An 18,585-nucleotide genomic window follows, 5' to 3' on the forward strand; every position below is an offset into this window, starting at 1 on the left:
TTGGTCATGGGAGGTACTGATGATCCACCGCTGGAGTATCGCCCGGAGGCTGTTTGTGGCCAACCTGCTGATCGTGCTGGCCTTCACCGCCATCGTGGGCACGGCAACGTTCATCGACGCCCGGGACCACGCCTACGAGGAAGCAGGCAGAAGGATGGCGGGCGTGGCAGCCGCAGTTGCCGCCAATCCCCTGGTGCTCCAGGCCGCGGCTGGGCCTGATCCCTCAGCCACACTGCAGCCGTACGCGCTCCAGGTCATGGCCGGAGCCGGGGCGGACTTCGTCACCATCATGGCGCCTGACAGAACCCGCTGGACGCACCCCCGGGAAGAGGAACTGGGCAAACAATATATCGGCTCGATCGATGCGGCGCTCCGCGGTGAGGTCTTCACCGAAGTCACGGCCGGAACACTGGGCCCGTCAGTACGCACCATCGTCCCCGTCAAGGATGCGGCAGGAAACGTCAAGGCCCTGGTCGCTGCGGGCGTCACCGTGCGGACGGTTGACGTGGCCTTCTCCGGCCGGCTGCCTGTGCTCCTGGCTATTGCACTGGCGCTGCTCCTGGGCGGATCCGGGGCCTCATGGCTGCTCGGCCGATACCTGCGCAGGGTCACGCGGGGTTGGGGGCCTGAACAACTGGCGCAGCTGTTTGCCTACTACGAGTCAGTACTGCATTCCGTCCGTGAAGGGCTCATCCTGATCGATACCAAAGGCCGCGTGGTCATGTACAACGACCAGGCTGCCGAACTGCTCGGACTTGAGCCCCGCAGTTCCGAGGACGATCCGTCCCGTCCGCCTTTCCTGGCGGAGCTCCCGCTCGCCGCGAGCCTGAAGAAGCTCTTCGAATCCGGCCGTGAGGCCCATGACGAAATCCATCTCACCGGGTCCCGGATTATCGTGGTGAACCAGGGCCCGGCTCTTGCTCCGGACTCCCCCGCCGGCCGCCGGCCCGCGTTGTTCGGGACGGTGGCCACCATCCGTGACCGGACAGAAATAGAGTCCTTGGGCAGTGAACTCGAGACCATGAGGACGCTCTCCGATGCCCTCCGGGCGCAGACCCACGAACACGCCAACCGGCTGCATACCATGGTGTCCCTGCTCGAGCTTGGCCGGACCCGCGAAGCCTTGGACTTCGCCACCAAGGATCTTGAACTTAGCCAGAAGCTCACCGATGAGATGATCAGCTCTGTGGACGAGCCGGTCCTCAGCGCCCTCATCATGGGCAAGGCCTCGGAAGCCAACGAACGTGGAGTGAAACTGACCCTTCGGACGTTTGGGTCCGCCTCCGTCACAGGCCTGGCCGTCCAGGACCTGGTAACCATCCTGGGCAACCTCCTGGACAACGCGATTGACGCCGCTGCGGAAGGAGAGGCACCCAAGGAGGTGTCCCTGACAGTGGAGTCCGACGCCGAGGGCCTCGATATCACGGTCCGGGATTCGGGGTCCGGGGTAGACCCGGCCGCCGTCGAGCACATCTTCAAGCACGGGTTCAGCACCAAAAAGCCCGGGACCTTCGGCCGCGGAGTTGGCCTGGCCCTGGTTCGGCAGGCAGTGCAGCGGCTGGACGGTACGATGACCATCACCGGCACAGGCGGAGCAGAGTTCCACGTGTTCCTGCCAGCAATGGCGCCCGGAACAGACAAAGAGGAGCAGTACCAGTGAGCGATATCCGCGTCCTCGTGGTGGAGGACGAGCCTGTGGCGTCGGCAGCGCATGCTGCCTATGTGGGCCGGCTTGAGGGATTCACCCTTGTGGGCACCGCGCCGGACGGCCAGTCGGCACTGCGGCTGCTCACGGAGTTCGCAGCTTCCGGCGACCCCGTGGAACTCGTCCTTCTCGACATGAACCTCCCCGATCTCCATGGTTTGGACATAGCCCGCCGCATGCGTTCATCCGGGATCCTGTCGGATATCATCGCCATCACCGCCGTCCGTGAACTGGCCATCGTCCGGAGTGCCGTGGCGATCGGGGTAGTCCAGTACCTGATCAAACCGTTCACCTACGCCACCTTCGCCGACAAGCTGGCGAGCTACCGGCTGTTCCGGCAGCAGCTTGCCTCCCCGGAACCCGGTTCCGGCAGGGCCGGAGCATCCCAGAGCGACGTGGACCAGGCGTTTGCAAGTCTGCGGGCGCCGTCCGAGATGCCCCTGCCCAAGGGTCTGTCGGTCTCAACCCTCGTGTCTGTTCAGGAGTACATGAAGCAGCATCCCCAGGCGGTCTCAGCTACAGAGGTCATGGATGCGCTGGGCATGTCCAGGGTCACTGCGCGACGATACCTTGAGTACCTCGCCGACGCCGGCACGGTGTCACGTACCGCCCGCTACGGGACTCCCGGCAGGCCCGAAAATGAATACCGCTGGAGCGGCCGCTAAGGCTTTTCCGGGACTGGTCTTTGTATACACGCAACACTATTTGTTGGAAGTTTGCCCGATATCCATTGGCAGGAAGCCAATCCTTGTATACAGTGGAGTTCGAATCCACTGGAGGAGATACGAATGCGCGCCAGCGACCGGGCCTACGCCGCGCTCCGCGAGGACATTATCGAATGGCGCCTTCGTCCCGGCACCCTGCTCGCTGAGGTGGAGCAGTCCGAGAGGTTGGGCGTCTCACGCACTCCCCTGAGGGAGGCGCTCGGCCGGCTCACCTCGGAAGGGCTCACGACGGCGGCCAGCGGCCGCGGCGTCGTCGTCACCGACATCTCACTGGAGGACATCGACGAACTGTTCGAGCTTCGCGAAACGCTCGAAGGCAGGGCGGCAGCGCTGGCCGCTGAACGGGGCGATCCCCGGCATTTCCTGCAATTGCACCGCGAGCTGCTGGCGGCCCCCGCGCTTCTCAGCGGCGACGACCCCGCCCGGCACGGCTATTACCGGCTGGTGGAGCGCCTCGACGCTGCCATCGATGCCGCCATTTCAAATGCGTATATGGCCCAAGCCATGGGCAGCCTCCGGGTCCATCTGGTCCGCATCCGCCGGCTCGCCGCCGATGACACAGCACGCCTCACAGCAGCCGCGTCCGAACATGCAGTGATCGCAGAAGCCATCGCCGCCCGGAACCCGCGTCTGGCCCAAGCCGCCACCACAGTGCACCTGCACCGCAGTCTTTCGCATGTCAAAGCAACGCATACGCCTCACGAGAAGGAGCGCCATGGTTAAGGAACACCACGTCCGTGTCTACAAAAGCGAGGAAAACCTGGCCCGGGAGGACCAGCTGGCCCATAAGATCGCCGTCGTCGCCGCGGACCCCGTCGAGGTAACCGATGAGGTCACGGACATGGTGATCAACCGCGTCATCGACAACGCATCAGTGGCCATTGCATCGCTCACCCGGGGCCCGATCGTCGCTGCCAGGGCCCAGGCGCTCAGCCACGGCCCCAGCACGGGAGGCAACGGCGCCAAGGTCTTCGGCATCGGCGAGCGCGTTTCCCCGGAGTGGGCGGCATGGGCCAACGGCGTGGCGGTGCGCGAACTCGACTACCACGACACCTTCCTGGCGGCGGACTACTCGCACCCTGGCGATAACATCCCGCCCATCCTGGCCGTCGGGCAGCACGTGGGCTCCAGTGGCAAGGACCTGGTCCGGGCCATCGCGACCGGATACGAGATCCAGGTCAACCTGGTCAAGGCCATCTGCCTGCACAAGCACAAGATCGACCACGTGGCCCACCTCGGTCCGTCCGCCGCCGCAGGCATCGGCACCCTCCTTGGACTCGACGTCGAAACAATTTTCCAGTCCGTGGGCCAGGCGCTGCACACGACCACCGCTACGCGTCAGTCCCGCAAGGGCGAGATCTCGACCTGGAAGGCCCACGCCCCGGCGTTTGCGGGCAAGATGGCAGTAGAAGCGGTGGACCGCTCCATGCGCGGCCAGACCTCCCCCGTGCCCATCTATGAGGGCGAGGACGGTGTGATCGCCTGGCTGCTGGATGGCCCCGATGCCTCGTACAGGGTCCCCCTGCCCGAGGCCGGCGAGCCAAAGCGGGCCATCCTGGACACCTACACCAAGGAACACTCCGCCGAATACCAGGCCCAGGCCTGGATCGACCTCGCGCGCAGGCTTCACGCCGGGCATCCCGAGGCCACCGAGCCGGCCAACGTGAAGTCCGTACTGATCAGGACGAGCCATCACACGCACTACGTGATCGGCTCGGGGGCGAACGACCCACAGAAATACAGCCCCACCGCCAGCCGGGAAACCCTGGACCACTCCATCCCGTACATCTTCACCGTGGCCCTCCAGGACGGCACCTGGCACCACGTTCACTCCTACTCCCCCGACCGAGCCGGACGTCCGGACACCGTGGAGCTGTGGCACAAAGTCAGCACCGAGGAAGACCCCGAGTGGACCCGCCGCTACCACTCCCTGGACATCGCGGAGAAGGCCTTCGGCGGCTCGGTGGAGATCACCTTGACCGACGGCACCGCGATCACGGATGAGATCGCCGTCGCCGATGCCCATCCGCTGGGCGCGCGGCCGTTCGCCCGGGAGCAGTACGTCAACAAGTTCCGCACCCTCGCCGCAGGGTTGGTGGAGGACGAAGAAATCGAACGGTTCCTCGCCGCCGCTGAACGGCTGCCCGAGCTGGCCGCCGGCGAGCTGGACCAGCTGAACATCACAGCTGCACCCGGCGTCATCGACTTCGCCGCCGCACCTAAGGGACTGTTCTAGATGCTGTACTCAAAGACCACCCCGGAGCAGAAGCGCGTCAAGCTGCGGGAGCTGCTCGCGTCCGGGACTATCGCCCAGTTCCCCGGTGCCTTCAACCCGCTCTCCGCCCGGCTGATCGAGGAAAAAGGCTTTCCCGGGATCTACATTTCCGGGGCCGTGCTCGCCAACGATCTGGGATTGCCGGACATCGGACTGACTACCTTGACCGAGGTGGCCACCCGTGCCGGCCAGATCGCCCGCATGACTGATCTGCCGTCCATTGTCGATGCAGACACCGGCTTCGGTGAGCCTATGAACGTGGCCCGCAGCGTGCAGGAACTCGAAAACGCCGGGCTGGCCGGCCTGCACATCGAGGACCAGTTCAACCCCAAACGCTGCGGCCACCTGGACGGCAAAAACGTGGTGGACCTGGACACCGCCACCAAACGCATCCGCGCCGCCGTGGATGCACGCCGTGACCCAAACTTCCTGGTCATGGCCCGCACGGACATCCGCGCGGTGGACGGGTTGAACGCCGCCCGGGACCGGGCAAAGGCCCTCGTGGAAGCCGGAGCGGACGCGATTTTCCCCGAAGCCATGAAGGACCTGTCAGAATTCCGGGCCATCCGCGCCGCCGTGGACGTGCCGATCCTGGCCAACATGACCGAGTTCGGCCAAAGCGCACTGTTCACCGTGGACCAGCTTGCCGGCGTCGGGGTCAACATGGTCATTTATCCGGTGACCCTGCTCCGTAGTGCCATGGGCGCCGCGGAGCGTACGCTGGAATCGATCAAGTCCGATGGAACCCAGGAGGCGCAGGTCGGGAGCATGCTGACCCGTGCGCGTTTGTATGACCTGGTGGACTACGAGGCCTATAACCGCTTTGACACCGGAATCTTCAACTTCCAGATCCCGGGCAAGTGAAGTCCACCAACAAATCCGGCTCCGGCCGGCACAACAGGCGACAGGAACAAAGGAGCCTCAGCATGGCTGAACAGGACATCAAAAAGGGCCTCGACGGCGTCGTGGTGGACTACACCTCCGTCTCAAAGGTCAACCCGGACACGAACTCGCTGCTGTACCGCGGCTACCCCGTCCAGGAGCTGGCGGCCAGGTGCAGGTTCGAGGAGGTTGCGTACCTGCTCTGGAACGGAGAGCTCCCCACGGACGAGCAGCTTGCAGAGTTCAGCTCGCGGGAACGCGCCGGCCGGGCCCTGGATCCCGTGGTCAAGCAGGTGATCGACGCGTTGCCGGTCACCTCCCATCCCATGGACGTCTGCCGGACCGCAGCCTCCGTCATGGGGGCACGGCACCCTTTGGCTGAGGACTCCTCCCGCGAGGCAAACATGGCCAAGGCCGTGGACCTGTTCGCCGCGATGCCTGCCGTCGTGGCTTACGACCAGCGCCGCCGTCACGCGGCAGGAGGCCGCATTGAACCCGTGGCACCCCGTGACGAGCTGGACTACTCCGCCAATTTTCTCTGGATGACGTTCGGCGAAGAGCAGGTCCCCGAGGTTGTGGACGCGTTCAACGTGTCCATGATCCTGTACGCCGAGCACTCCTTCAACGCCTCCACCTTCACGGCCCGGGTGATTACCTCAACGCTCTCGGACCTGCATTCAGCCGTGACCGGAGCCATCGGCGCCCTCAAGGGGGCACTCCATGGCGGCGCCAATGAAGCCGTGATGCACACCTTCGACGAGATCGGGATCCGGCCGGAGGAATCCTTGGAGGAGGCTGCTGCGCGGGCAAAGGGTTGGATGGAAGAGGCCCTGGCCCAGAAAAAGAAGGTCATGGGCTTCGGGCACCGCGTATACAAGCATGGCGACTCGCGGGTGCCCACCATGAAGGCCGCACTGGACAAAATGATCGCCCACTACGGCCGCCCTGAACTGCTGGGGCTATACAACGGGCTGGAATCGGCAATGGATGAGGCAAAGGGGATCAAGCCGAACCTGGACTACCCCACGGGCCCCACCTACCACCTCATGGGATTCGACACCCCCACATTCACTCCCCTGTTCGTGGCCAGCCGGATCACCGGCTGGACAGCCCACATCATGGAGCAGCTTGAGGCCAACTCCCTCATCCGCCCGCTGAGCGAATACAACGGTGTCGAGGAACGGCACCTGCCGTAGGGCAAGGTTTCCCGCAGGGAAGAACGACGCCGGCCCGGTCCCCCGTTGAAGGTGGCCGGGCCGGGTCGGTAATCAGCATGTCCGGTCACCCGGCTTCCTTCCAGTCGACGCTATGAACGCGTGCCACGCCCTCGTTGTCATCCTCGAGGATCACTTTGACTGCCAGCTTCCGCCCGCCGATCATCGCCGGAACCCAATGCTCGGCGTCTGCCCACATGTGTTCAACAGGAAGGCGGTCCACCATGTACCAGCGGGGAACGATTTCGTTACTCTCCACAGGTTCGCCGCGCCACGATTCGGCGAGGTAGACGGTGGTGAACATGTCCCATTGGGGCCGCGCCGGGAAGACGAAGTGCACCGTGCCGGCCAGCACAAGGTCGGCGGGGGCCACATGGACGCTGACTTCTTCATGGACCTCGCGGCAAATCGCTTCAAGCGGCGTTTCACCGGGCTCCACATGGCCCCCAACGGCTACGACCTTACCCAGGCCAAAACCTGTCTTCTTTAGCCCCAGCAGGACTTCCCGTCCGGCGTCGCCATCACGGAGCAGGAAGCAAAGGGTCACATCGGCCGCACTCATGGCCCAAGCCTAGTTCCGTCAGTACGTGGAGGGGCGACGACTGGCCTGCCACACCGCATTGCTACAGTGAGCCCATGAGCATGGCTGGAGGGGAACAAACTCCGCCCGACGCCAAGGCAGGCGCCGTGGCCGCCTCGCTGCCCGACTGGCTGGTCCGGAATCCGCTTCATGCAGGCTGGGCGTGGACAGGCTTCTGGGCGTTGTTGATCATCGCCGACGAGTTCGTGAACCTGGCCGGCTGGACCTGGTACGTGTTTGTGGGGATGGCCGCCTTGCCAACCCTGGCCTGCACGGTGGCAGTGCTCCATGCCACCCCGCGCCGGCACCTCAGGCCACGAAGGGAGTCGGTGCTGGCGCATTTCTTTGTCCGGTTCCTCGCCCTGACGGCCGCGTTTCTGGTGTGGGGCCTCTCCGTGGTGGCCAGCGCCTCGATTTCCACGACCGTCCAGGCACTGGCCGGGAACTCGGAACGGGCCGTGACGTCCTTGGGGTTCAACCTCCTCCTGGCCGCCATCCCCCTGGTTGTCTCGGTACTGTGGATGGCGCTTATCGTGCGCTGTGCGTGGTTCCTGCGCCGTCTCCGCGGCTGGCGCCAGAGCCCGCAGGATTCACGGGTGCCCAAGAAATTCCTGCGGCATTCGCCGCAACTGCGGCGCGTTGTGGTGGGTCTGGCACATCCCGGCCTGCTCCTGGTGGCCGGGCTTGGCACATCCGTCCTGGCCCTGTTCCTCGGCGCCGCGGAATTCACGCTTAGTGTGATTGCCTGAGAACCGGCTGGTTCCCGGCTTTGAAGGGGCCTCAGCCCAAGGCGCGGGGGTGCGCGGCGGCGTAGATTTCCCGGAGCGTATCGGCCGTGACCAGGGTGTACACCTGGGTGGTAGTCACGGAGGCATGTCCCAGCAGCTCCTGGACCACGCGGACATCCGCGCCGCCCTCGAGCAGGTGGGTGGCGAAGGAATGGCGCAGCGTATGCGGTGAGACGTCTTGGGTGATGTTGGCCTTCTCCGCCGCCGCGTTCAGGATGGTCCATGCGCTTTGGCGGCTGATCCTTCCGCCCCTGGCATTGAGGAACAGGGCCGGAGTGCCCTTGCCCTTGGCTGCCAGCAGCGGACGGGCACGCACCAGGTAGGCGTCCAGGGCCCGCGCCCCGTAGGACCCGAGCGGCACCAGGCGTTCCTTGGAGCCCTTGCCGAAAAGACGGACGATCGCAGGACCGGCATCGGCCTCCTGCAGGGAGATGTCGTCCACGTCCAGGCCCACGGCCTCGCTGATCCTGGCGCCTGTGGAGTAGAGGAATTCCAGGAGGGCACGGTCCCGAAGGCCGGTCGCCGTCTCCGTTCCGGTTGCCTCGAGGATTCTGGTGACTTCGTCCACGCTAATCGCCTTGGGCAGCCTTTTGCCGGGCATGGGCGGATGAACGTCGCTGGCGGGGTCTGTGGCCGTCAGTCCTTCCAGGGCCCAGAATTTATGCAGGCCGCGGACCGCCACCACTGTCCTGGCTGCCGACCTTACTCCCAAGGCTGTGCCGCCGTCGGAACCGTCGGTGAGGGCCCGGACGTACCCTGTCACGTGATGCCGGGTGATCTGGTCGGGGCGCCGGCAGCCGGCCTCCGCCAGGTAGCGGGAGTACCGCGTGAGGTCCCGGCGGTATGCCGAGAGGGTGTTCAGGGCAAGTCCCCGCTCAACGCCCATGTGCTGCAGATATTCGGTGATGGCGCGGTCGATGGCGGTGCTCGGCCGGGCAGCCGGCGCGCCGCCCACGGCTGAAGACGGCGCGGTGGATTCCACCGAGGTCGCCGCCGCCATCAGCGCTGGCTGGGGTGTGCGGGCCACGGTGCATCCGCCGGGCGAAGGTCAGCAAAACCGCCTGCCCGCGCGGCCGCCGCCGCAAGGATCCCGACGACGGCGGACGGGTTGTGCAGCCGCCCCTTCAGGACAGCCTCCACGGCTTCGTCCAGGGTTATCCAGTGGAATTCAATCTCGGCTTCCTCATCCATCCGCTCATGGCGTTCGTGATGGGGCACGTAAGTGATGTCCCGGGCGAGGTAGATCCTGATGGCCTCGCTGGAGGATCCGGGCGAATTGAAGAAATCGGCCAGGACGTTCCAGGTGCCTGCAGCGAGGTCTGCTTCCTCCGCAAGCTCGCGGGCGGCGCCGACAACAAAGTCTTCACCTTCCACATCCAGGAGGCCGGCCGGAATTTCCCACAGGTCCATGCCCACGGGGTGACGGTATTGCTTGAGGAGGAGGATCTCGCCGGCGTCGTTCATCGGCAGGACCGCCACCGCGCCGGGGTGTTCGATGTAGTCGCGGGTCAGGGCCTCCCCCGTGTCCTGCAATTGGAAGCGGTCGCTGACTACGTCCCAGATCCGGCCTTCGTAGACCTTCTCGGTAGACAAAAGACGGCGCGGGCTCGGTGTGTCCGAAACCTGACGTGCAGCTTGGGGGGTTTCGGAGATACCGGGCATCGCGCCGTCCTTTGCGTGTGTGGAACTACTTAGCGGCAACCGTACGCGATTGCTCGGCGGCAGGGGCCTCCGCCACTGCAGCACCTGCAGCGGGGGCGTCCGTCAGGCCGGACCCTTGCTGGTGGTCCAGCGCAGCCTTGATCAGGCCGGCGAAGAGCGGGTGCGGCCGGGTGGGGCGCGAGCTCAATTCCGGGTGCGCCTGCGTGGCAACGTAGTACGGGTGGACCTCGGCAGGCAGCTCGACGAACTCCACCAATTTCCCGTCCGGGGACGTGCCGGAGAAGACAAGGCCCTGGGCAGCGATCTGCTCGCGGTACTTGTTGTTGACCTCGTAGCGGTGCCGGTGGCGTTCGCTGACGGTGGTCTTGCCGTACGTCCCCGCGATCACCGAGCCTTCGTCGAGCCTGGCCTCGTACAGACCCAGGCGCATGGTGCCGCCGAGATCGCCCTTGCCTTCCACGATGTCCAGCTGCTCTTCCATCGTGGCAATCACCGGGTACTTGGAGTCCGGCTCGAACTCGCTGGAGGAGGCGCCTTCGAGGCCCACCACATTGCGCGCATATTCGATGACCATGCACTGCAGGCCCAGGCACAGACCCAGGACGGGCAGCTTGGTTTCGCGGGCGTACTTCAGGGCGCCCAGCTTTCCCTCGAGACCACGAATGCCGAAGCCGCCGGGAACGCAGATGGCGTCCACGCCGTCCAGTGACGCAAGGGCCCCTTCGCGGGTTTCACATTCGTCCGACGGAACCCAGCGGATGTTGACCTTGGTTTCGTTGGCGAAGCCGCCGGCGCGCAGGGCCTCGGTTACGGACAGGTAGGCATCCGGCAGGTCGATGTATTTGCCCACCAGTGCGATTTCCACGTGGTGCTTGGGGTTGTGGACTGCTTCGAGCAGCTTGTCCCAACTGGTCCAGTCAACGTCCTTGAAGGGCAGGTCCAGCGCACGGACGATGTAGGAATCCAGCCCCTGGGTGTGCAGGGTCTTGGGGATGTCGTAGATGCTCGGGGCATCGGGGCAACCGATGACGGCTTCGATGTCGACGTCGCACATGCGGCCGATCTTGGCGCGCATGGCTTCGGGGACTTCACGGTCCGAGCGGATCACGATTGCCTCGGGCTGGATGCCGATAGAGCGCAGGGCGGCTACGGAGTGCTGGGTCGGCTTGGTCTTCAGTTCCTGCGAGGGTCCGATATACGGCACCAGGGAAACGTGGACGAAGAACACGTTTCCGCGGCCGACGTCCTGGCGGACCTGGCGTGCTGATTCCAGGAAGGGCTGGGACTCGATGTCGCCCACGGTGCCACCGATTTCGGTGATGATGACGTCCGGGGCGTTCTTGCCCTCAGCGGGCAGCCTCATGCGGCGCTTGATCTCGTCGGTGATGTGCGGGATGACCTGGACCGTGTCACCGAGGTATTCGCCGCGGCGTTCCTTGGCGATGACGGTGGAGTAGACCTGGCCGGTGGTCACGTTGGCCGAACCCTCAAGGTTTTCGTCAAGGAAACGCTCGTAGTGTCCGATGTCCAGGTCGGTCTCGGCGCCGTCGTCAGTGACGAAGACTTCACCGTGCTGGAAGGGGTTCATCGTGCCCGGATCCACGTTCAGGTAGGGATCGAGCTTCTGCATAGTTACAGACAAGCCGCGTGCCCGCAGGAGGTGACCGAGGCTCGAAGCCGTCAGTCCCTTACCGAGCGAGGACGCCACACCACCGGTAACGAAGATGTGTTTGGTCGTCTTGGACGAGCCCGGGAACCGGGAATTTACACGGGAATTTGATCGCTGCACCACGGAATTCGAGCCTATCATCAATTGCGCCTTCCACGGGTCCGGAAACTGTTTCCCCAAATGATCCAGTGTGCAGGCCCTCCGGCCCTACGATCAAGGGATGGCCATGCATCCAGAGCAGGAAAGTCCGTCAGCCGGCGCCGACGGCGCGGGTGAAGGCACGCTGCCCGTCTTCCGGTCGTTGGCGCTTGATTCCATCCCGGCCCCGGACTTCGCCGATGTGATTGTCCTCCCAGTCCCTGCCGGACAGCGGGAATGCCCGAACGAGCCGCAGATCTGGGCGGAAACCCTGTTCTCAGTCAGCTCCATGCCGGAATGGGTAACAGCCCTGATGGGACTCCGGCAGGCAGTGGTGGGTCTGATCGGCGTCAGCAGGGCGACGCCAGCCGTGTTTGCCGTCTCGGAAGTCCGTGGCGAGGAAGCCCTCATTAGTGCCGATGACCGGCATCTGGATTTCCGTTGTGGAGTGGCTTACGACGCCCGTGCCCGGCTGTTGCGGGTCACCACCACCGTGCGCCTCAAGGGCTGGCGAGGGCGGCTGTACTTCGTTCCCGTGCGGCTGCTGCATCCGCTGGTGGTGCGCGCGATGATGGCGCGGGCCATCCGCCACCTCACGCTGGGTACCAGCAAGCTGACCCGTAACTAGCCCGCGGCCAACGCCGTCAGGCCCGCTGTGGCAGCAGCTTTGCGTCGTCGAGCAGTTCCTGCGCGTGGGCCTGCGCCGACTCCGAGTCTTCCTGGCCTGCGAGCATCCGGGCGAGCTCCCGGACCCTTTCGGGTCCGTCGAGGAGCCGGACGTCACTGGACGTGAACCCGGTGGCTGTGCCGCCGTCGGCTCCCCTGACAGAAGTTTTGGTGACGGTGATGTGCTGGTCCGCGAAGGCTGCCACCTGGGGCAGGTGCGTGACCACCAAGACCTGGACGTGCTGCGCCAGCATGGCCAGCCGGCGGCCGATCTCGACGGCGGCCCGTCCGCCTACGCCTGCGTCCACTTCATCGAAAACGAAGGTGGGAACGGGGTCCACGGCCGCCAGGACCACCTCGATGGCCAGCATCACCCGGGACAGTTCACCGCCCGAGGCGCCCTTGCCGAGCGGCCTGGCCGGGGCCCCGGAGTGCGGCTGAAGCAGGAATGAAATCTCATCCCGGCCGTGCGGTCCCAGCTGCGCGGCTGCATCGATGGTGATCACCAAGGTGGCATCCGCCATGGCCAGGGCTTTCAGCTCGGCACTGACGCGGGAGGACAGGTCCTTGGCGGCCTTGGTGCGGACCTTGCTGATCGCCGCGGCCTGCTTCTGCAACTCCGCCTCCGTGCGGACCACTTCGGCGTCGAGCGCCTCGATCCGGGTGGAATCGTCCTGCAGTTCATCGAACCGGACCCGGGCATTCTCGGCCCAGACCAGGACTTCGTCGATGCTGGGCGCGTACTTGCGCACGAGCTTAGCCAAAGCAGCCCGCCTGTCCTCGATCTCGGCCAGCCGCTCAGGCCCCTCCGAATCGAGCCCGGCCTGGTAGCTTGCCAGTTCCGTAGCGATGTCGTTCAGCAGGAAGCCGACCTCCGCGAGCCGTGCAGCAGCCGCGCCAAGCTCGCCGTCGTGCTCCGCCACATGCTCCAGGGTCCGCTTCGCCGCGTCCACCAAGGTGGTGGCGTCCCCGGCATCGCCGAAATCCTCTGCGATGAGGGCCTGGTGCGCTGTGCTCGCCGCGATCCTCAGCTCTTCAACATTCGCCAGCTTCACAGCCTCCGCCTTGAGGGACTCGTCCTCCCCGGGCTGAGGGTCCACCTCGTCAATTTCGGCCAGGGCGATCTCCAGCGACTCGGCTTCACGGAGCCTGTCACGGGCGGCATTGCGCAGGCTGTCCAGCTCCGCCTGGATGGACTTCCAGTGGCCGTACAGGGCCTGGTACGTGCCCAACGGAGCCGCCAGTGCCTCGCCGGCAAACTTGTCCAGCGCGCCGCGCTGAGCGACTGCCCCCTTCAACCGGATCTGGTCCGACTGGCCATGGACCACCACCAGACTTTCGCCGATCTCCGCGAGGACACCCACGGGGGCTGCCCTCCCGCCCAGGAAGGCACGGCTCCGGCCGTCCGCTCCGAGGCGGCGGGCGAGGATGAGCTCTGCACCGCCGTCGAACTCCTCCACCTCGGCACCGGCCTCAAGAGCACGCGTAACGGCCTGATGGCCGGCTTCAAGCCTGAGGAGCGCCTCCGCGGTGGCGCTCTTGGCGCCGCTGCGGACCGCGCCGGCGTCAGACCTGGCACCCAACAGGAGTCCGACGGCGGTGACCACCATGGTCTTGCCGGCACCGGTTTCACCGGTCACCACGCTCAGCCCGGGGCCCAGCGGCAGCGTGGCGTCCGTGATGACGCCCAGATCACGGATTCTCAGTTCTTCAAGCATGATTCACTTTGCTGTCGACGGATCGGAATCTTCACCAGGCTGGTCACCGTGGGGAACCTGGAGCGGTGCCATGGGCCGAGGAGTCCTGATAATGGGGATGGGCCCTGTGTGGATGGCTTCGGCCTGGGGAACGGGGCCTCTCCAGCCGTGGATCGGGAGCCCAAACTTGCGGACCAGCCGGCCGGAAAATGGAGTCTGGTGAGTCCGAGCCAGCCGGACCGGTGTGGCGGACTTTGTCACTTCCACCCGCGAGCCCGGCGGCAGGTCCACGGAGCGGCGGCCGTCGCACCACAGCACCCCCTGGGCGTTGGTCCGGTTCAGGACCTCAACAGCCAGCCGCGACCGCGGTGACACCACCAGCGGCTTGGCGAAAAGCGCATGCGCGCTGATGGGGACAATGACCAGGGCTTCGACCTCCGGCCAGACCACCGGCCCGCCCGCGGAGAATGCATAGGCTGTGGAGCCGGTGGGGGTGGCAAGGACCACACCGTCGCAGCCAAACGAGGTCAACGGGCGTTCGTCCACTTCCGTGACCACCTCCAGCATCCGTTCGCGGTTGCCCTTTTCGATCGCAGCTTCGTTCAGGGCCCAGGTGTGCCAGATCTTCTGGCCGCGGACCCAGACCTGGACGTCGATGGTCATACGTTCTTCCACCGTGTAGTCACGGCGTGCAATCCATTCGACGGTCTGCGCAAGGTCGGCCCTCTCGCTCTCGGCCAGGAAGCCCACATGGCCCAGGTTGACGCCCAAGAGGGGCACGTCCACTTCCCGCACCAGTTCGGCAGCGCGCAGGATGGTGCCGTCCCCGCCCAGGACCATGACCAGCTCAACGTCCGGCAACTGTACGTGGTCGTGCAGGACTTCCACCGGCTGGGTCAGGTGTCCGTAGAACCGTTCCATGTCGCCCAGCTCGGACTCCTGCATGACGGGCACAATTCCGGAGCCTTGCAATTGGGCGCAGGCTTCCCAGGCGGCCTTCAGTGATTCCTCGCGGCCAGTGTGGGCAAGGACTAATACTCGCCTGCTCATCGGGTTCCGCTTTCTAGTGGTTCGGCCAGATACGTCCAAGCAACTCAGCAATGGCTGCGTCGCGCTCTTCGATCTTAGGCAAGTCTTGGGTGATCCTGCGCTTTATCCACAGGAAGTATTCAACGTTTCCGTCCTGGCCCGGCAGGGGGCTAGCCGCGAGGCCACATAAGTCGAGTCCGGCGTCGAGGGCCGAATTGGCGACTTTTTCCACCGCCATCCGGCGTTCCCGCTCGGATGTGACTACACCGGTGCGGCCCAGCCGGTCCTTGCCGATCTCGAACTGGGGCTTAATCATCAGCACCAGATCGCCGCCAGGTTCGGTGCACAGAGCCAGGGGAAGGACAACCAGGGTCAGCGAGATGAAGGAGAGGTCAGCAACCGTTAGTGCGGCGTGTCCGCCAATGTCCTCCGGGGACATGTACCGCACGTTGAGTCCCTCATGAACTGCCACCCTGGGATCGCTTCTGAGTTGGGGCACCAGCTGATCATGCCCGACGTCGACAGCCACCACGTGCCCTGCGCCGCGCCTCAGGAGCACCTCCGTGAAGCCGCCGGTGGACGCGCCAGCATCAAGGCAACGCTTGCCGGCAACAGCGATCGACGCAAAGGCGTCCAGCGCCCCGGCCAGCTTGTGGCCTGCGCGGCTCACGTAGCTGTCCTCTTCGCTGTGCTCCACGGCCAGGTCAGTGCCGTCCGGTACCTGGACGGATGCCTTGGCCAGTACCTGCCCGGCGGAGCTCACCTTGCCTTCGGCTATCAGCGCGGCCGCGTGGGTGCGCGAACGTGCCAGACCGCGGGCAACGAGTGCCTGGTCGAGTCGTGCCATACTCAGGATCCACCGTTCCCTGACGGGGCGTCCTCATTCAGCGATTCGAGCAGGGCATCATGAAGTTCACCGTAAATCGCCTCGTGCCCTGCCACCGGCATGGCCTTGACGCTCTCCAGCGAGGCGACGATAGCCGCGACGGACGGGTCGCCGATATCTTCGGGTCGCGGTTCGGGCCACTCCGGCGGCGGCTGGGCTGCTTCGGGGGCTTGCTCTTCATTCAGCTCAGTCATTGCACCAGTCTAATGACCGAGCCACGTGAGCCTGGGCGCCCGTGGTTCAGCGGTTTCCGGGAAGGCCGCCCACCACGCGGCGCACGCCGCCCGCCACGAGTCGAGATCGTCCTCGCTGCCCTGCAGCTCGATGGTATCGCCGTTGACCCGTGCCGTGGCGGCACCGCAGCGGTAGGCTCCGTCGATATTCTCAACCGCGGGGTACGGGCAGTACAGGTCCGCGAGCGAGCCGATCAGGTAGTCAGGCCGTTCGGCAGTCCGTGCGGCCAGGATGGTCTCCCGCGTATCGACACCCGTCAGTACCGCCACCGTGGCAAAGCCGGCGTTGTTGCCACCCAGGATGTCTGTGTCCAGGCGGTCGCCGATGACCAGCGGACGGTCGGCTGAGAGTCGCTTGGCGGCTGTGTGGAATAGTGGAGCCTCCGGTTTTCCGGCGACCAGGGGCTTCTGGCCGGTGGCCGCCGCCACGGCGGCTACCAGGGTCCCATTCCCCGGCGCGATGCCGCGTGCCTGGGGAATCGACATGTCCGTATTCGTGGCAACCCAGAGCGCGCCGGCTGAGACCACATAGGCAGCTTCGGCGAGGTCCTTCCAGCCGATATCGGGATTGAAACCCTGGACCACAGCCACCGGGTCCTCATCCTGGCTCTTGACCGGTGTCAGCCCAGCCAGTTCAATTTCCTGGGCAAGTGCCGGGCTGCCGGTAACCAATACCCGCGAGCCTGGTGCCAGCAACGAGGCCAGCAGTTCAGCAGCAGCCTGCGAGGAACTGACCACTTGATCATCTTCGGCAGGTGCACCCAACTCGCGAAGGTGCGCAGCGACCTGGGCCGGGGTGCGGGAGGCGTTATTGGTGATATAGCCAAGGCGCACGCCCACTCCGGCCAGCTGCCGAAGTGAGTCCACGGCGCCTGGTATCGCGTGTGGGCCGGCGTAAACCACCCCGTCCAAGTCGGCCAACAAGGCGTCAAACAGGGAAATCAGGGGAACAGCGGTCATGAGGGGCTAGTCTTCCCTGCTCTCGGAGTGATCTGCTGTCTCGTCTTCTTGACGCCCGTTCGCCCGGCCGGCCGCCACGTCACCGGATTCCGACTCGCCGGCTTCTTCCAGGTTAGTTTCTAGCTCATCCTGCTCAACTGAGTCTTCATCAGATTCAACGTCGTCTGACTCGAAGTAGTCGGATTCAGCATCATCAAAAGTCGGGTCGACGCCGGCCTGCTCCGGTTCGTTAGGTGCTGCGACGGACTCCGTACTGGCGGCAGCCGTGGTGGCGGTGTGTGCTTCCGGGCCTCCGGAAGCACGATCCACGAGGCGGCGCCGCTCGGCTTCCTCACGGGCTTCCTCTTCCTCGTCCCAGCCCAGATCAAGGATGTCCGGCTCTTCGTCAATGCCCAAACCCAAAGCGTTTTCAGCTACCAAGGCTTGCTTCTGCCATTTTGCGGCTTCGGCCTCACGGCCCACAGCGGACAGGGCGTCTGCGTACGCCCGGAACAGCCTGGGGCTGTAGGAGAAGGCCCGGTTGATGTCCAGCTGCGGAATTTCCAGCTCTGCCACTGCTGCGTCCAGCTGGCCGAGGTCGGTGCGTGCTCCGGCTGCCACAATGGCGAGCTCCGCCTTGCCTGGTGCGTCCAGGTCTTTGGCTTCCTCGGAGCGCACCACGTCGAGTGCTCGATCCGGACGGCCCAGGCCGCGTTCGCAGTCCGCCATGACCGGCAGATGGACGTTGGATCCGCTGATGCGGCGGTACGTCCGGAACTCCCGCAACGCCTCGCCGTAGTGGCCCGCGGCGTACGCCGTCAGGCCTACGGCTTCGCGAACGGCCGCAAGCCTGCCGCCCCGCCGGCTAGCCGCGAGGGCATGCTGGAAGGCAAGTTCGGGCTCGTCGTCGATCAGGCGACCGGCCATGACCAGGTGGCGGGCTACCCATTCGGCGCTTTTTGCTTCCAGGGTCTTGATCTGGTGCTGCGTGGCGCGGTCAAGCTCCTTGCCCGTGACGTCTTCATCGATTTGCGGGGAACGTTCCCGGTCCGGGCGGTTGGCGCTGCGGAGGTCCCGGGCGTTGGGCACACGTGCCGGGCGGTCCTCGGGCCGGTCCCGACCGAACTGGCGGGGACCGGAGTCGCCGCGGTCGAAACTACGGGGTGCCCTGTCCAGGCGGTCACCGAAAGGCTTCCGGTTGTCTCCGCCCGAGAAGCTGCGGCGTTCGCCGTCACCTTCACGACGGGGACGATCACCATAGGGCTTGTTCTCACGGTCACCGAAGGGAGGCTTACGGTCACGGTCACCGAAAGGCTTCCGCTCACTGGATCCGCCGCCGCTGTAAGGCTTGCGCTCTCCCCCGCCGAAGCTGCGGCGTTCGCCGTCACCTTCACGACGGGGACGATCACCATAGGGCTTGTTCTCACGGTCACCGAAAGGAGGCTTACGGTCACGGTCACCGAAAGGAGGCTTACGGTCACGGCCACCGAATAGAGT

18 protein-coding genes are annotated in these 18,585 nt (G+C 65.3%); 8 read left to right on the forward strand and 10 right to left on the reverse strand.

Going from position 1 to position 18,585, the window contains the following annotated elements; translation table 11 throughout:
- The first annotated feature begins 19 nt into the window (after positions 1 to 19).
- From J7E83_RS12225 to J7E83_RS12250, 6 genes are all read left to right on the forward strand, one after another.
- Entirely contained in the window at positions 20 to 1,660 is a 1,641-nt protein-coding gene (locus tag J7E83_RS12225; protein WP_214962435.1) for a sensor histidine kinase, read from the forward strand.
- Positions 1,657 to 2,370 (forward strand): response regulator, encoded by a 714-nt coding sequence (locus tag J7E83_RS12230; RefSeq protein WP_214962436.1) that lies wholly within the window; start codon positions 1,657 to 1,659, stop codon positions 2,368 to 2,370. The genes J7E83_RS12225 and J7E83_RS12230 overlap by 4 nt, the downstream gene beginning before the upstream one ends.
- Positions 2,371 to 2,493: 123 nt before the next feature.
- Positions 2,494 to 3,153, forward strand: a complete 660-nt coding sequence (locus J7E83_RS12235) for a GntR family transcriptional regulator (RefSeq protein ID WP_214962438.1) — start codon at positions 2,494 to 2,496, stop codon at positions 3,151 to 3,153.
- Complete coding sequence (locus tag J7E83_RS12240; RefSeq protein ID WP_214962440.1) at positions 3,146 to 4,666, forward strand: MmgE/PrpD family protein; 1,521 nt, start codon at positions 3,146 to 3,148, stop codon at positions 4,664 to 4,666. The genes J7E83_RS12235 and J7E83_RS12240 overlap by 8 nt, the downstream gene beginning before the upstream one ends.
- Positions 4,667 to 5,569 (forward strand): methylisocitrate lyase, encoded by a 903-nt coding sequence (prpB, locus tag J7E83_RS12245; RefSeq protein WP_214962442.1) that lies wholly within the window; start codon positions 4,667 to 4,669, stop codon positions 5,567 to 5,569. It begins immediately after the preceding gene.
- A 62-nt stretch (positions 5,570 to 5,631) separates the two neighbouring features.
- Positions 5,632 to 6,783, forward strand: a complete 1,152-nt coding sequence (locus tag J7E83_RS12250) for a bifunctional 2-methylcitrate synthase/citrate synthase (RefSeq protein ID WP_214962444.1) — start codon at positions 5,632 to 5,634, stop codon at positions 6,781 to 6,783.
- Positions 6,784 to 6,868: 85 nt separating this feature from the next.
- Here J7E83_RS12250 and J7E83_RS12255 read toward each other — a convergent pair whose 3' ends face one another.
- On the reverse strand, positions 6,869 to 7,363 hold the full coding sequence (locus J7E83_RS12255) for an 8-oxo-dGTP diphosphatase (protein WP_214962446.1): 495 nt from the start codon (positions 7,361 to 7,363) through the stop codon (positions 6,869 to 6,871).
- A gap of 74 nt (positions 7,364 to 7,437) precedes the next feature.
- Between J7E83_RS12255 and J7E83_RS12260 the strand changes: the two genes are divergently transcribed.
- Positions 7,438 to 8,130, forward strand: a complete 693-nt coding sequence (locus tag J7E83_RS12260) for a hypothetical protein (protein ID WP_251043802.1) — start codon at positions 7,438 to 7,440, stop codon at positions 8,128 to 8,130.
- A gap of 31 nt (positions 8,131 to 8,161) precedes the next feature.
- On the opposite strand, the gene xerD is transcribed toward J7E83_RS12260, so the two are convergent.
- From xerD to J7E83_RS12275, 3 genes are read right to left on the reverse strand one after another with little or no spacing between them, the layout of a single operon-like run.
- Positions 8,162 to 9,169, reverse strand: coding sequence for a site-specific tyrosine recombinase XerD (xerD, locus tag J7E83_RS12265; protein ID WP_214962473.1), 1,008 nt, complete (start codon positions 9,167 to 9,169; stop codon positions 8,162 to 8,164).
- A complete protein-coding gene (locus J7E83_RS12270; protein ID WP_214962448.1) occupies positions 9,169 to 9,831 on the reverse strand; it encodes an NUDIX hydrolase in 663 nt (220 codons plus the stop codon). The genes xerD and J7E83_RS12270 overlap by 1 nt, the downstream gene beginning before the upstream one ends.
- 25 nt (positions 9,832 to 9,856) lie before the next feature.
- Positions 9,857 to 11,641: a CTP synthase gene (locus J7E83_RS12275; RefSeq protein ID WP_214962450.1), complete on the reverse strand. Its 1,785-nt coding sequence runs from the start codon at positions 11,639 to 11,641 to the stop codon at positions 9,857 to 9,859.
- A 79-nt stretch (positions 11,642 to 11,720) separates the two neighbouring features.
- Here J7E83_RS12275 and J7E83_RS12280 point away from each other — a divergent pair, with 79 nt between their 5' ends.
- Complete coding sequence (locus tag J7E83_RS12280; protein WP_251043803.1) at positions 11,721 to 12,266, forward strand: DUF2867 domain-containing protein; 546 nt, start codon at positions 11,721 to 11,723, stop codon at positions 12,264 to 12,266.
- Positions 12,267 to 12,282: 16 nt separating this feature from the next.
- Here J7E83_RS12280 and recN read toward each other — a convergent pair whose 3' ends face one another.
- The 6 genes from recN to J7E83_RS12310 all read right to left on the reverse strand — a co-directional run.
- Positions 12,283 to 14,022, reverse strand: coding sequence for a DNA repair protein RecN (gene recN / locus J7E83_RS12285; protein ID WP_214962452.1), 1,740 nt, complete (start codon positions 14,020 to 14,022; stop codon positions 12,283 to 12,285).
- Positions 14,023 to 14,025: 3 nt separating this feature from the next.
- Positions 14,026 to 15,051 (reverse strand): NAD kinase, encoded by a 1,026-nt coding sequence (locus J7E83_RS12290; protein WP_214962453.1) that lies wholly within the window; start codon positions 15,049 to 15,051, stop codon positions 14,026 to 14,028.
- Positions 15,052 to 15,064: 13 nt separating this feature from the next.
- Positions 15,065 to 15,877, reverse strand: a complete 813-nt coding sequence (locus tag J7E83_RS12295) for a TlyA family RNA methyltransferase (protein ID WP_214962455.1) — start codon at positions 15,875 to 15,877, stop codon at positions 15,065 to 15,067.
- Positions 15,878 to 15,879: 2 nt separating this feature from the next.
- Positions 15,880 to 16,110 carry a hypothetical protein gene (locus tag J7E83_RS12300; RefSeq protein WP_214962457.1) on the reverse strand — a complete coding sequence of 77 codons (231 nt, stop codon included), beginning with the start codon at positions 16,108 to 16,110 and terminating at the stop codon, positions 15,880 to 15,882.
- Positions 16,111 to 16,119: 9 nt separating this feature from the next.
- A complete protein-coding gene (locus tag J7E83_RS12305; protein WP_214962459.1) occupies positions 16,120 to 17,109 on the reverse strand; it encodes an HAD-IIA family hydrolase in 990 nt (329 codons plus the stop codon).
- Between the two features lie 6 nt (positions 17,110 to 17,115).
- On the reverse strand, positions 17,116 to 18,585 hold a 1,470-nt coding region (locus J7E83_RS12310), incomplete at its 5' end, for a hypothetical protein (protein ID WP_251043804.1).

Source organism: Arthrobacter sp. ISL-48 (assembly GCF_018613805.1).
Lineage (GTDB): Bacteria > Actinomycetota > Actinomycetes > Actinomycetales > Micrococcaceae > Arthrobacter.

Coding starts and splice junctions, on each gene's coding strand:
- J7E83_RS12225 (WP_214962435.1), top strand. CDS start 20: ATGATCCACCGCTGGAGTATCGCCCGGAGGCTGTTTGTGGCCAACCTG.
- J7E83_RS12235 (WP_214962438.1), top strand. CDS start 2,494: ATGCGCGCCAGCGACCGGGCCTACGCCGCGCTCCGCGAGGACATTATC.
- J7E83_RS12240 (WP_214962440.1), top strand. CDS start 3,146: ATGGTTAAGGAACACCACGTCCGTGTCTACAAAAGCGAGGAAAACCTG.
- prpB (WP_214962442.1), top strand. CDS start 4,667: ATGCTGTACTCAAAGACCACCCCGGAGCAGAAGCGCGTCAAGCTGCGG.
- J7E83_RS12250 (WP_214962444.1), top strand. CDS start 5,632: ATGGCTGAACAGGACATCAAAAAGGGCCTCGACGGCGTCGTGGTGGAC.
- J7E83_RS12255 (WP_214962446.1), bottom strand. CDS start 7,363: ATGAGTGCGGCCGATGTGACCCTTTGCTTCCTGCTCCGTGATGGCGAC.
- J7E83_RS12260 (WP_251043802.1), top strand. CDS start 7,438: ATGAGCATGGCTGGAGGGGAACAAACTCCGCCCGACGCCAAGGCAGGC.
- xerD (WP_214962473.1), bottom strand. CDS start 9,169: ATGGCGGCGGCGACCTCGGTGGAATCCACCGCGCCGTCTTCAGCCGTG.
- J7E83_RS12270 (WP_214962448.1), bottom strand. CDS start 9,831: ATGCCCGGTATCTCCGAAACCCCCCAAGCTGCACGTCAGGTTTCGGAC.
- J7E83_RS12275 (WP_214962450.1), bottom strand. CDS start 11,641: ATGATAGGCTCGAATTCCGTGGTGCAGCGATCAAATTCCCGTGTAAAT.
- J7E83_RS12280 (WP_251043803.1), top strand. CDS start 11,721: ATGGCCATGCATCCAGAGCAGGAAAGTCCGTCAGCCGGCGCCGACGGC.
- recN (WP_214962452.1), bottom strand. CDS start 14,022: ATGCTTGAAGAACTGAGAATCCGTGATCTGGGCGTCATCACGGACGCC.
- J7E83_RS12290 (WP_214962453.1), bottom strand. CDS start 15,051: ATGAGCAGGCGAGTATTAGTCCTTGCCCACACTGGCCGCGAGGAATCA.
- J7E83_RS12295 (WP_214962455.1), bottom strand. CDS start 15,877: ATGGCACGACTCGACCAGGCACTCGTTGCCCGCGGTCTGGCACGTTCG.
- J7E83_RS12300 (WP_214962457.1), bottom strand. CDS start 16,110: ATGACTGAGCTGAATGAAGAGCAAGCCCCCGAAGCAGCCCAGCCGCCG.
- J7E83_RS12305 (WP_214962459.1), bottom strand. CDS start 17,109: ATGACCGCTGTTCCCCTGATTTCCCTGTTTGACGCCTTGTTGGCCGAC.